The organism is Larsenimonas suaedae, from assembly GCF_023712105.1.
Lineage (GTDB): Bacteria > Pseudomonadota > Gammaproteobacteria > Pseudomonadales > Halomonadaceae > Larsenimonas > Larsenimonas suaedae.
Map to the genome: position 1 here is coordinate 736095 of NZ_JAMLJI010000002.1, position 12098 is coordinate 748192.

A 12098-nucleotide genomic window follows, 5' to 3' on the forward strand; every position below is an offset into this window, starting at 1 on the left:
CGGGCAGGCACATCGACGTCATGACGACCCTGATACACTTGACGCGACATGACGCAGACACGCCCTCACCAAAGGAATGCATGATGAGTATCGATCCCAATGCCGGGCACGCGCCCAAGGAAGACCAGCTTGCCAATCTGCCGCGCCTGGTCGCGCGCTATTACAGCGAGCGCCCCGACGCATCGAACCCCGCTCAGCAGGTCTCCTTCGGCACTTCCGGCCATCGCGGTTCGTCGCTGAAAACCAGTTTCAACGAATGGCACATCCTGGCCACCACCCAGGCCATCTGTGACTACCGGTATAACGAAAGCATCGGTGGCCCGCTGTTCATTGGCATGGACACACACGCCCTGTCCGAGCCGGCCTTCATTTCCGCACTGGAAGTATTGGCGGCCAATGGCGTTGAGGTCCGTATCGACGCAGGCTGTGAGGAAACCGGTGGTGAACCCGGCTACACGCCGACTCCTGCCGTATCGAATGCCATCCTGAACCACAATGACGGCCTCATCACCGGCCTTGCCGATGGCATCGTAATCACGCCATCCCACAATCCGCCGACGGATGGGGGCTTCAAGTACAACCCCACCAACGGCGGCCCTGCCGGCGGCGACATCACCAAGTGGATTCAAAATCGCGCCAACGAGCTGCTCGAAGCCGAACTCGAAGGCGTCAGACGCATCAGCTATCAGGAAGCGCTCGAGGCACCGACCACCCAACCCTTCGATTTCATCGACAGTTATATCCAGGGCCTGGATAAGGTCATCGACATGGACGCCATCCGCAAGAGCGGTCGGACGTTCGCAGTCGACCCGCTCGGCGGCGCCGGTGTCCACTACTGGCCGCGCATTGCCAAGCACTTTGATCTGCCGCTCGAGGTGCTCTCTACCACCGTCGATCCGACCTTCCGCTTCATGCGCCTGGACTGGGACGGCAAGATCCGCATGGACTGCTCGTCGCCCCATGCCATGGCCGGGCTGATCGAAAACAAGGACCGCTTCGACGTGTCGTTTGCCTGTGACACCGACCATGACCGTCACGGCATCGTCACGCGCTCCAACGGCCTGATGAACCCCAACCACTATCTGGCGGTCGCCATCGAGTACCTGTTCACGCACCGACCGAACTGGGGTGAACAGATGGCCATCGGCAAGACGCTGGTGTCCTCCTCCATGATCGACCGTGTCGCCGAGGGTCTTGGCCGAACGGTCACCGAGGTGCCCGTCGGCTTCAAGTGGTTTGTCGACGGCCTGATCGAAGGCACGCTCGGCTTCGGCGGTGAAGAATCGGCTGGCGCCTCCTTCCAGACGTTTGATGGCAAGGCGTGGTCAACCGACAAGGACGGCATCATTCTCGGGCTTCTGGCGGCCGAGATTACTGCTGTCACCGGCGACGACCCGGGTGAGCGTTACAAGAAGCTGACCGATAAGTACGGTGCACCGGTTTATGAGCGTATCGACGCCCCGGCCGACCGCGAACAGAAAGCCATGCTTGGCAAGCTGACGCCGGAACAGGTGACCGCCGATACGCTCGCGGGCCACCCCATCACCCGAATTCTGACCGAAGCACCGGGCAACGGTGCTGCCATCGGCGGACTCAAGGTGGAAACCGATGCGGGCTGGTTCGCCGCACGGCCTTCCGGCACTGAAGACGTCTACAAGATCTACGCGGAAAGCTTCGAAGGCGAAGCGCACTTGAAGCAGCTTCAAAAGGAGGCCAAGGCGCTGGTCGACGGCGTGTTGGCCGGCTGACGCCTATTGCGCTTGCAAATGAAAAAAGCCGGCACCGAGTGCCGGCTTTTTTTGGCTCATCCGCCCGGGGCAGCCCCCGGTCGCGCCATGTCAAACCGCTCGTTGTCGCTGATCGTATAATAGGTGGTCGGGCCGCCGGCACGCATGATCGGCTCGGCCGCCGCGGTCTGATAAATGCCCTCCTCAAGAAGAGCCGGATCGATATGCACGCCCACGACCTCTCCCATCACCAGCCACGTATCCACCGCTGTACCGTCAGCGGTTTCAAGCCTTAGAAGCTGCGTTAGCCGGCACTCGAACGACACCGGCGCTTCCTGAACCCGCGGCGCCGAGATCACGCTGGATGCCGCAGGCGTAAGCCCCGCCAGCTCGAATTCATCGACCGCCGCGTCCACGGCGTCGCAGCTTGTATTCATCGCCGCCGCCAGCGAGCGCGTGCTCAGATTCCAGCAGAACTCGCCGGTAGCCTCGATGTTACGTACCGAATCCTTCCAGCCCGCACTTGCAAACCCGATGATCGGGGGCGCCGCACAGAAGGCATTGAAAAAGCTGTAAGGGGCCAGATTGCGCACCCCGTTTTGATCCTGCGAGGAAATCCAGCCGATCGGGCGCGGCGCGATGATCGATTTAAACGGATCATGGGGTAACCCATGGCCGTGTTTGGGTTCGTAGAAATACGCATCCTGAGACATGAAAAACACCTTATTACACTGTATCGCCCAACTGTAGCAGGGCCACTGGCGTCCGGCGCTTGCGACGGCTCAGGCCAGCGCCGACAATAGCGGCCATTGCCTTACCGTCATCACACAGGACATTTCATGCTCGATCAGGACACGATTGCCGCGCTCGCAAGCCCACCCGGGCGCGGCGGCGTCGGTGTGATTCGCTTCTCAGGCCCTCGTGTGCCGGAGCTTGCCGAACAGTTTCTCGGCTTCATGCCGACGCCCCGTCATGCGCATTACGGCCCGTTCGTGGGTACGAACCAGCAGGTGCTCGACGAGGGGCTTGCGCTCTACTTTCCCGCCCCGCACTCCTTTACCGGCGAGCACGTGCTGGAGCTTCAAGGGCACGGTGGCCCGATCATCATGGACACTCTGCTCGAACACGCCATCACCCGGGGCGTCCGGCTGGCGCGACCGGGTGAATTTTCCGAGCGCGCCTTTTTGAACGACAAGCTGGATCTCGCCCAGGCCGAGGCCATCGCGGATCTGATCGAGGCCAGCTCCCGTCAGGCGGCTGAAAATGCCCTGCGCTCGCTTCAGGGCGAGTTCTCGACGCGCGTCGGCACCCTGGTGCAGCAGCTCATCGAGCTTCGGGTCTACGTCGAGGCCGCCATCGATTTCCCTGAAGAGGAAATCGACTTTCTGAGCGACGGCCATGTGGCCAACAAGCTCAGTCAGGTCAAGACCGCCCTCGGCGAGGTTCGCGCCGCAGCCGCGCAGGGCACCCTGATGCGCGAAGGCATGACCGTGGTCATCGCCGGCAGGCCCAACGCCGGCAAATCAAGCCTCTTGAACCGGCTGACCGAGCAGGACACCGCGATCGTCACCGACATCGCCGGCACCACCCGAGACGTTTTGAAGGAATATATTCATCTGGATGGCATGCCTTTGCACGTGGTCGATACCGCCGGGCTCCGGGATACGCCGGACGCGGTCGAACGCATCGGCGTACAGCGCGCGTGGCAGGAGATCGAGACGGCCGACCGGGTGCTTTTGATGGTCGATGCCGCCGAGACCGAAGCCACCGACCCCATGGCCATCTGGCCCGAATTTGTCGCTCGCCTGCCCGACCAGAGCCGGCTGACGCTGGTGCGCAACAAGGTCGACACCACCGATGAAGCCCTCGGCTCGGAGTTAACCGCCACACCGCCGGTGGTGCGGATGTCGGCCCACACCGGGGCAGGCGTGGACACGCTCAAGGAGCATCTGAAAACCGTGATGGGGTACTCCGCGACCACCGAAGGCCGCTTCTCGGCACGAAGGCGCCACCTCGAAGCGCTTGACCGTGCCAAGGCCGCGCTCGACAACGGCGAAGCGCAGCTTTTTGGCGCCGCCGCAGGTGAGCTTCTGGCCGAGGATCTGCGCGCCGCACAGGAAGCGCTTGGCGAAATCACCGGCGAATTCAGCGCCGATGACCTGCTCGGCGAGATTTTTGGCAGTTTCTGCATCGGGAAATAGAGCAAGAAGCGCCATGGATTCTCGTTGCTAGTGGCGCGACTCGCCTAAAAAAACGGCCTCCATGAGGCCGCTTTCGAGTATCACCCAATGCGTCGTGGCTTAGTGCCACTCCATCTCACCCATCGCGACCTTAGCGCTGAGCTCGAGCGAGCCTTCACCGCCAAGCGTCGGGTAGCGGGCGTTCATGGCCTTGATCAACGCGCTGGAATCGCTGGCTTTCGCGGTTTCCTTGTCAAACGCGCGAATGTAGTCGGCGGTGAAGTCGACGGCCTGAAGCCCCTTGGGGTAACTGCCGACGAAGTGACCAGGGATCACGGTGTCAGGGGCAAGCGCCCGGATGGCGTCGAGTGTGGCCAACCAGTCAGCGTGTGACTGCGGTGTCTGTGTATCGGCCATCCAGACGTGCTCGCCCCACACGACCGGAATACCGCCAGCCACGGTCTTGATCGAAGGAATCCAGACAAAGGTGCGCTCCGGCGTCGGCCCGTTGAGCCCTTCGATCTCGAGCGCCTTGCCTTCGAGCATCAATGTGTCGCCGTTAAGCGGCTCCGGCACGATCAGCTTCTCCGGCGCGTTCTCACCCAACTGCGGCCCCCACACCTTCATTTTTTCGTCCATGGTGGCCTTGATGTGAGCAATCGTCTGAGGCGTTGCCACGATCTTGGCCTCCGGGAACGCCTTGTGCAGCGTATCCAGACCGAAATAGTAATCGGGGTCGCCGTGACTGATGTAAATCGTGGTCAGGGTGCGTCCGGACGCCCTGATCTGATCAGCCAGTTTCTGCGCCTGCTCGGCGGAAAACTGCGCGTCGATGAGAATGGCGTTGTGCTTGCCTTCGACCAGTACCGAGGACACCGCGAAAATGGCCTGCTCCCCCGGATTGAATACTTGGGTCGTCAGCGTATCGGTTACGCCCTGCTGAGTATGCTCAGATGACGGTGAGGAAGCGTCATTCTGGGTAGAGGTCGCACCGCTCGAACAGCCAGCAAGGACAGCAGCCAAAGTGAGGGCGGAGAGGGAAAGCACACGTTTTGAGCGCGACATGAGCGACTCCTTTTTCGGGGTTCGGTTGAGGTAGCTGGAATATATCAAGGAAATATTGATTAAGATTCTTTGAATTTAGCAGCGGAGTCACGCGGTGGCGCGCAACTCCCGAGCCAGGGCCTCGGGGTTTGAAAACAGCGCACTGCTGGAAAGTACGTGCTGCTGGCCCTGACGCTCGACCACCAGGGTCGGTACGCCCTGCGCTCCGGTCTGCTCGAGTAACGCGCGCCCCTGGCCCACTCGCATCTGGTTGGCCGTCAACAGGGCGTTGTCCGGCGCGCCCAGCCGCCGCGCTGCGTCCACCAGGCCACTGCTTTCGAGAATGGCCGACAGCGTCTCGAGCCGGGTGATGTCGCACCCATCCACATACCGCGCCCGCTGGATGGCCTCGAGCGCATCGAATTCGCGTTCGGGAGCGCTCAAATGGACTGCCGTCAGTGCGACGGTCACCGGACCGCTGTCAAACGACTGGGCGTGATCGGTCAAGACCTGTTCGCGATAGCGCGTGCTGAATTCACGTCCGGTCAGCCGGGAAATTCGCTGATCGTTGCGCCAGGCGTAATCAGCAAAAACCTCATCCATGAGGCGAGCGCCCTCGCCTGAGAACAAGCCGGTTGGTTGCATGTAAAGCGTCAGGTCGGTCGAGGCCAGTAGGCTAGGCAAAGCGCTACCGGCGCCGTAGCACCAACCGCACAAGGGGTCGAAGAGATAAATGAGTCGAGAAGCCATCGCAGAATGCCCCGTAAGTGAATGAGTGCATCTTGAGGCCTGCACGGATCAAGATAAATACATACAATACAAACGCACTGAGTGTTAAAAGCATACAATGGAGCGTACCGTGGCAACCGGCCCTTCGAATCTCAACCGTTTAACCTATTTCGTGGCTGTGGTCGAAACCGGCTCGTTCACAGCCGCCGCCGACCGACTCGGCATTACACGGGCAGTGGTCAGCCAGCAGGTCGCACGCCTTGAGCGTGACTGCCATGCCACGCTTTTGACTCGAAGCACACGTCGAGTACGTACTACCGAGGCGGGTCAGGCGTTCTATTACCGCTGCGCATTGATTCTCAAGGAAGCGGAAGATGCCTTCGATGAATTGGCTGAGTCAGCGCAGACACCTTCGGGCACGCTGCGCCTGACGGCCCCGTTTGACTATGGCGTTGGCGTCATTGTCCCGGCCATCACCGCGTTTTCGGAGCGCTTCCCGCAGTGTCAGGTCGAGGCGCAGTTCGGCGATCAAACAATGAACCTGGAGGACAGCGACCTTGATCTGGCCATTCGAGTGGGCTGGCTGACTGATGATCATTTGCAGGCGCGTTTGATCGGTCACTTCGAACAGCGTCTGGTCGCCGCACCGTCATGGCAGGAACGTCTTGCCGACGTTGAAACGCCCCAGGCGCTGATCGATCATCCGATCATCGCCAACACGGCACTGCGCGACCCGACCCGCTGGACCTTTCATCGCGATGAGCTGGTGAAGGAGCGCGTGACACTTACCGCCTCGATCAAGCTCAATGCAACGCTTGCCGTGCGCGAAGCCACACTCAATGGCGCAGGTCTTGCGGTGCTGCCCGACTATGTAGTCGACGCCGATGTAAGCGCTGGCCGATTGATTGACGTTCTGCCGCAGTGGCATCTGCCCAGAGGCGATATCCACGCGGTACTGCCACCGGCACGCTATCGCCCGGCCAAGGTGCGAGCATTTATCGATATGCTGATTCGCTAGGTCGCTTGATGAGAACATGGCTTGAAACGTCTGAGCGAACCTGTTGCCACACGCTGGCTGTTCGTTTATTTCGTAACAATGCTTTTCAGCCTGTGAGTGGCGTGGCACTCTCGGACACGGCACGCTGCGTGCCGACGCCGCTTAATTGAGCACCGACGATGACCGTATCGCACCCTATTGCCACGTCCAGCCCATTACCGCTCAGGGCTTGCACAGAATGCGATCTTGTCAGCGAAGTTCCAAGACTCTCGCCTGGCGAGGCTGCCCATTGCCCACGCTGTCACCATGTGCTGGCTCAACGCCACAACAAGCCTGCCACCCACGTGGTGGCCTACGCCCTGAGCGCGCTGATTGCGCTGGGACTTGCGCTGCCGTTTACGTTCATTTCGTTCGAGGCGCGCGGCGTGAAACGCGCCATGGGGCTGAGCGAAGCGGCCAACACATTGCTGCAACAGCACTACGAAGCCCTGTCGTTTCTGATCTGGTGGGGCATCATCATCCTGCCGGCGATCTATCTGAGCGTCAGCATCTATCTGCACCTGGGACCGCTCTGGAATTATACCCCGGTGGCGCGCCGTGGCTTCGGCAGACTCTTGAAGCGCATGGAGCCCTGGATGATGGCCGATGTCTTTCTGATCGGGGTGCTGGTCAGCATGGTCAAGATTCTGGCCCTTGCCGAGATTGGCTTCGGCGTGTCGTTCTGGGCTTATGCCGCCTTCGTGATCCTGATGCTTAAAACGACGCGGGTGATGGACCATGACTGGCTCTGGACCTTCATCGGTGGGCCCGACCGGCCGCTAAGGCACGCCCGCGCCGGCAGAACAGGCCGCCAGCAGAACATGACGGGCTGCCCGGTGTGCTACACATTGAATGAGCTTGATTCGGATCAACGCGGACACTGCCGTCGCTGTAGTGGCGCCCTGCGGCTTCGCAAGTACAGAAGCCTTCAGACCACGCTTGCCCTGCTGGTTACATCGATCATTCTTTACATTCCAGCCATGACGCTTCCGATCATGACCGTAACCACCCTCGGCGACAGCTCTCCCCAGACCGTGATCGCGGGTGTGATGCACCTTTGGGGCTCCGGTGACTGGCCTATCGCTCTGATCATTTTCGTGGCAAGCGTGGTCATCCCCATTGCCAAGATTCTGGCGCTTGGGTGGCTGAGCTGGAAGGTCTGGCGGCCTTATCCCTCCAGGCCGCTGCTGCGCCATCGGCTTTACAGCATGACCGAGCTGATCGGGCGATGGTCGATGATCGATGTGTTCGTGGTGGCGCTTCTGGTCGCCCTGGTGCGCCTGGGGTCTGTCATGTCGATCTACCCGGGTTTGGGCGTGATCGCCTTTGCCGGGGTCGTCATTCTTACTATGCTGGCAGCTATCTGCTTCGATCCCCGCTTACTGTGGGACAACCCTCGAGATCAACAGGACAGTGTGAATGAGTTCGTCGCTCCCACAGGCACTTCGTAAACGGCAAAAATCGATCTCTCCCGTATGGCTGGTGCCGCTTCTGGCCGTGCTCATCGGGGGGTGGATGCTCTACCACACCTTCACCTCGCGCGGGCCCGAGATCACCCTGATCATGGACAACGCCGAAGGCATCGAGGCCGGCAAGACACTGATCAAGGCGCGCAACGTCGAAGTGGGCCGGGTCAATTCGGTGTCGTTGTCCGACGATACCAGTCACGCAGTGGTCACGGCGCGCATGCATGAAGACGCCGAAAACCTGTTGAAGACCGACAGCCGGTTCTGGGTGGTCAAGCCGCGCGTCGGTCGTGAGGGCATCAGTGGCCTGAATACAGTACTTTCCGGCCCCTACATTCAGCTCCAGCCCGGGCGCGCCGAGCAAACCAAACGCCGCTTTGACATGCTCGAAAAGCCACCGGTCGCCCCCCCGGATGCCGGCGGCCTTCGCATCAACCTGACCAGCGCTAACGCCAACGCGTTGAGCGTGGGCGACCCGGTCATCTTTCAGGGCTTCACGGTGGGCCGAGTCGAGGCGTCCAACTTCGACACCTCGGACCGCCAGATGCATTACCGCCTGTACATCTTCAAACCCTATCGCTCGCTTGTGACGACCAATACCCGCTTCTGGTCCGCCTCGGGCGTGCGGTTCGATCTGAGTACGGAAGGCTTCACCCTGGATCTGGCCTCGATCGAGTCTCTGATCAGCGGGGGCGTCACCTTTGGTGTGCCGGAAGACATTGCCCCCGGCAACCCCATCGCGCAGACCGACAATACGTTCGAGCTCTACGGCGATGAAGAAACCGCGCGTCAAGGCAGCTTCAGCCATTACCTCAAGTACATCGTAATGGTCGATGACACGGTACGCGGCCTGCACAAGGGGGCACCGGTCGAGTACCGAGGGGTTCGTATCGGCACCGTCGATACCGTGGCGTACCATTTGATCAAGGTCGAAAAGCGCTCGCTGACCAACTTCAGCATCCCAGTGCTGATTCGCATCGAGCCTCAGCGCATCCAAAGCAATCTCGATAAGCAAGGCATCGAACAGTGGCGTGCTCGGGTCAACCGCCTGGTCAAGGAAGGGCTTCGCGCCTCACTCAAGGCGGGTAACCTCTTTACCGGCGCGCTGTTCGTGGATCTGAACTTCGACGACAGCGCAGAGCCTGTCGATACGATCAATCAGTTCGAAGGCATCGATATTCTGCCAAGCCAGCCGGGCAGCTTCGCGCAGATCGAACAAAAGGTATCGGCGCTGCTCGACAAGCTCAACGACCTTCAAATCGAGCCCGCCCTGAATCACCTGGATCAGACACTTGCAAGCTCCGATGCGCTGGTCAAGGAACTGACGGCGACCAGCACGCGCCTCAATGAGCTATTGGATGATCCATCCACCCGCGCGCTGCCCTCAGAGACGCGCCAAACCCTTGAATCGGTTCAGGGCACGCTGGATAGCTATTCACAGGATACACCGGCCTACGGCGAGCTGACGCAGACGCTCAAGTCACTGCAGCAGCTTCTGAACGACCTGCAGCCCGCGGCGCGCACGCTGAGCGAAAAGCCGAACGCCCTCTTGTTCAACCGAGAGGTCATCACCGACCCCCAACCCAAGGCGGCCCCATGATGCGATCGCTTTCACACTTCACGCGCGGCTGCACACTGGCGATTACAGCGCTCACCCTGACCGGGTGCGTCAGCGGTGGCAGCACTGAATTTCATCGCTATACGCTGGCTGAAGTGCCGAGCAGCTCGGCGCCCTTCCCGGCGCGGCATGTACTGGCGGTGCCCGGTGTCCGCCTTTCGGGCATGCTGGCAGGCAATGGCATCGTCATGCAGGTCAGCGACATCGAATTGCAGGCGGCCCAGCAGAATTTGTGGGCGGGGGAGCTGGGCCACCAGCTCACCCAGCGCCTTCAATCGTCGCTTCAACACGCATTGCCCGCGACACGCATAGATTCTCAGCCGGGCGATGGAATGACCTTGACGGTCGATGTGGAGCAGTTTCAGGGGCGCTTCGACGGCCAGGCGGTCGCCTCCGGCCAGTACCGCGTGACGAATGCTAATGGCGATGTGCGAATTCAGGACCGGTTTCAACATACCGTACCTCTTGCCGAGGACGGCTATCCGGCTCTGGTTCGAGCCCTCAGTACGGCCTGGTCGCGCAGCAGCGACCAGATTGCTGAACGCATCGTGGCGTTGCAGGGTGCGCCCTCTTCAAGCAACCCATCCAGCGCAGAAGCCGCCACGGAAGCAGTACCTCAGTAACGGCGGTCTTCTTTAACGCTCACTGCCTGGCAGCGGTAAAAGAGCAGCGAGCGCTTATAAAACGCATCAAGGGCGGCTTATCACTCCGGGCAAAGCCAGGTACCGTGATGGCGAGCCGAGCCGCCCCACACACGAGCAACGCTCGTATACGCATCGGTGAGCGTCTCCGGGCACTGCCAGGGCGGATTCGCGATCAAAAGACCTGAACCATGCATGCCTCGCGTATGGCCTTCAGGCCAGCGCATCAGCTCACTTTTCCAGATTTTCTTGTGGCCCGATGCCTTTACGTGATCCAGAAGAACCTGATGACGGCCATCCGGCAACACGGGATACCAGACCATCACGACCGCGTGCCGCGACTTGCTCAGTAATTTGGCAAGCGTCGAAGCCACCTGCTGATAATCCGTTTTGACCTCGTAAGATGGGTCAATCACGCAAAGTAGACGCGGCGTGGCAACCGGCTGCATCGCAACGACATCGTTCAGCCCATCACGCTGATAACAATGCGCGCTGCCGACAAATGACTGCGCCTCGAGGTGCTTGAACTCTCCTGGATGCAACTCGAAGAAATGTGCCTGATCGCCTGAGCGCAGATTACGCGCCAGCCACCATGGCGAGCCGGGATAACGCTTGAAGCGCAGAGACGGCGAAGAATTACCGCTGGCTTGTAGCGTATCGAGCGCGGCAAGCCACGAGGCGACGTCAGGATGATCGGTGGCGTGCTTCAACAGCGGAACGATGCCGTCTTGATACTCTGCGCCCCGTGTCATCTCCTTACCGGAGAGCGGATACAGGCCACGTCCTGCATGCGTGTCTATATACGTAATGGATGATTTTTTACGTAAAAGATGTTCCATCATGACGTGGACACCGAGGTGCTTATGGACATCCGCAAAATTACCTGCGTGATAGGCATGCTGGTAGGAAAGCACGGTGTTAATTCCTTGATGAAAACACGAGAGTCAAAAAAAGAGGCGCCTTAACAGGCGCCTCTGTTCGAGGAAAAGCGCAATCAGCCTTGTTTGGGCGTCAACGTCAGCTCGACACGCCGATTTTGAGCGCGGCCCGATTCCGTATCGTTGCTTGCGATCGGGTTTTGCTCGCCGCCGCCACGAATGTTGAGGCGATTGTAATCGACGCCGCTTTGCGCCAGGTAATTTCCAACCGACTGCGCGCGCTGCTCGGACAGACGCTGGTTGTAGGACGCCGCCCCAGTGGAGTCGGTGTAGCCTGTGATGTTGATGTTGGTATCGCCGTACTCTTTAAGTACTTCGTTGACGCCATTGAGCGCGTTTTGAATCTGCGGCGTCAATTGGGTCGAATCGGAGGCAAACGTGATGCTGCCCGGCATGTTCAGGATGATCTGATCACCAGAGCGGGTCACGCTGACGCCGGTGCCCTGCATTTTCTGACGCAGCTGCGCTTCCTGACGGTCCATATAGTACCCGATACCGCTGCCGGCGGCCGCGCCGAGGGCCGCGCCGATCAGGGCCTTGTCGGTTCGGTGGTGACCACTTTTGGTCGCACCGGCCACAGCGCCGACTGCCGCACCGATACCGGCACCCTTGGCAAGGCTCGAGGTCTGCTGCTCGTTGGTATAGGGGTTGTAGGTACTGCATCCGGCCAAACCGACCGCCATGGTCAGAGGTAGCGCAATCCAGGCTATTTTTTTCAT

The 12098-nt window shown here is 60.3% G+C and carries 11 protein-coding genes; 6 read left to right on the forward strand and 5 right to left on the reverse strand.

Going from position 1 to position 12098, the window contains the following annotated elements; translation table 11 throughout:
* Window positions 1–83 precede the first annotated feature (83 nt).
* Window positions 84–1748: a phosphoglucomutase (alpha-D-glucose-1,6-bisphosphate-dependent) gene (gene pgm, locus NAT49_RS09245; RefSeq protein WP_251593442.1), complete on the forward strand. Its 1665-nt coding sequence runs from the start codon at window positions 84–86 to the stop codon at window positions 1746–1748.
* A gap of 56 nt (window positions 1749–1804) precedes the next feature.
* On the opposite strand, the gene NAT49_RS09250 is transcribed toward pgm, so the two are convergent.
* On the reverse strand, window positions 1805–2440 hold the full coding sequence (locus tag NAT49_RS09250; protein WP_251593444.1) for a flavin reductase family protein: 636 nt from the start codon (window positions 2438–2440) through the stop codon (window positions 1805–1807).
* A 126-nt stretch (window positions 2441–2566) separates the two neighbouring features.
* Here NAT49_RS09250 and mnmE point away from each other — a divergent pair, with 126 nt between their 5' ends.
* Window positions 2567–3928, forward strand: coding sequence for a tRNA uridine-5-carboxymethylaminomethyl(34) synthesis GTPase MnmE (gene mnmE, locus NAT49_RS09255; RefSeq protein ID WP_251593445.1), 1362 nt, complete (start codon window positions 2567–2569; stop codon window positions 3926–3928).
* 99 nt (window positions 3929–4027) lie between these two features.
* On the opposite strand, the gene NAT49_RS09260 is transcribed toward mnmE, so the two are convergent.
* Both NAT49_RS09260 and NAT49_RS09265 read right to left on the reverse strand, forming a co-directional pair.
* Window positions 4028–4972, reverse strand: a complete 945-nt coding sequence (locus NAT49_RS09260) for an MBL fold metallo-hydrolase (RefSeq protein ID WP_251593446.1) — start codon at window positions 4970–4972, stop codon at window positions 4028–4030.
* Window positions 4973–5059: 87 nt separating this feature from the next.
* A complete protein-coding gene (locus tag NAT49_RS09265) occupies window positions 5060–5701 on the reverse strand; it encodes a DsbA family protein (RefSeq protein ID WP_251593449.1) in 642 nt (213 codons plus the stop codon).
* 109 nt (window positions 5702–5810) lie between these two features.
* On the opposite strand from NAT49_RS09265, the gene NAT49_RS09270 reads away from it, so the two are divergent.
* The 4 genes from NAT49_RS09270 to NAT49_RS09285 all read left to right on the forward strand — a co-directional run bounded on the left by NAT49_RS09270 (window position 5811) and on the right by NAT49_RS09285 (window position 10423).
* Complete coding sequence (locus NAT49_RS09270) at window positions 5811–6698, forward strand: LysR family transcriptional regulator (protein ID WP_251593451.1); 888 nt, start codon at window positions 5811–5813, stop codon at window positions 6696–6698.
* A 158-nt stretch (window positions 6699–6856) separates the two neighbouring features.
* A complete protein-coding gene (locus NAT49_RS09275; protein ID WP_251593453.1) occupies window positions 6857–8167 on the forward strand; it encodes a paraquat-inducible protein A in 1311 nt (436 codons plus the stop codon).
* Window positions 8136–9782 (forward strand): intermembrane transport protein PqiB, encoded by a 1647-nt coding sequence (pqiB, locus tag NAT49_RS09280; RefSeq protein WP_251593455.1) that lies wholly within the window; start codon window positions 8136–8138, stop codon window positions 9780–9782. The genes NAT49_RS09275 and pqiB overlap by 32 nt, the downstream gene beginning before the upstream one ends.
* The gene (locus NAT49_RS09285) at window positions 9779–10423 is read left to right on the forward strand and encodes a PqiC family protein (RefSeq protein ID WP_251593457.1); all 645 of its coding nucleotides are present in this window, start codon (window positions 9779–9781) and stop codon (window positions 10421–10423) included. The genes pqiB and NAT49_RS09285 overlap by 4 nt, the downstream gene beginning before the upstream one ends.
* An 80-nt stretch (window positions 10424–10503) precedes the next feature.
* Here the strand turns inward: NAT49_RS09285 and NAT49_RS09290 are convergent, their stop codons facing one another.
* Both NAT49_RS09290 and NAT49_RS09295 read right to left on the reverse strand, forming a co-directional pair.
* Window positions 10504–11355: a 23S rRNA (adenine(2030)-N(6))-methyltransferase RlmJ gene (locus NAT49_RS09290; protein ID WP_309619111.1), complete on the reverse strand. Its 852-nt coding sequence runs from the start codon at window positions 11353–11355 to the stop codon at window positions 10504–10506.
* An 80-nt stretch (window positions 11356–11435) separates the two neighbouring features.
* A complete protein-coding gene (locus NAT49_RS09295; protein ID WP_251593460.1) occupies window positions 11436–12098 on the reverse strand; it encodes a YiaD family glycine zipper/OmpA-like lipoprotein in 663 nt (220 codons plus the stop codon).

Coding starts and splice junctions, on each gene's coding strand:
- NAT49_RS09275 (WP_251593453.1), top strand. CDS start 6,857: ATGACCGTATCGCACCCTATTGCCACGTCCAGCCCATTACCGCTCAGG.
- mnmE (WP_251593445.1), top strand. CDS start 2,567: ATGCTCGATCAGGACACGATTGCCGCGCTCGCAAGCCCACCCGGGCGC.
- NAT49_RS09295 (WP_251593460.1), bottom strand. CDS start 12,098: ATGAAAAAAATAGCCTGGATTGCGCTACCTCTGACCATGGCGGTCGGT.
- NAT49_RS09260 (WP_251593446.1), bottom strand. CDS start 4,972: ATGTCGCGCTCAAAACGTGTGCTTTCCCTCTCCGCCCTCACTTTGGCT.
- NAT49_RS09250 (WP_251593444.1), bottom strand. CDS start 2,440: ATGTCTCAGGATGCGTATTTCTACGAACCCAAACACGGCCATGGGTTA.
- NAT49_RS09285 (WP_251593457.1), top strand. CDS start 9,779: ATGATGCGATCGCTTTCACACTTCACGCGCGGCTGCACACTGGCGATT.
- pgm (WP_251593442.1), top strand. CDS start 84: ATGAGTATCGATCCCAATGCCGGGCACGCGCCCAAGGAAGACCAGCTT.
- pqiB (WP_251593455.1), top strand. CDS start 8,136: ATGAGTTCGTCGCTCCCACAGGCACTTCGTAAACGGCAAAAATCGATC.
- NAT49_RS09265 (WP_251593449.1), bottom strand. CDS start 5,701: ATGGCTTCTCGACTCATTTATCTCTTCGACCCCTTGTGCGGTTGGTGC.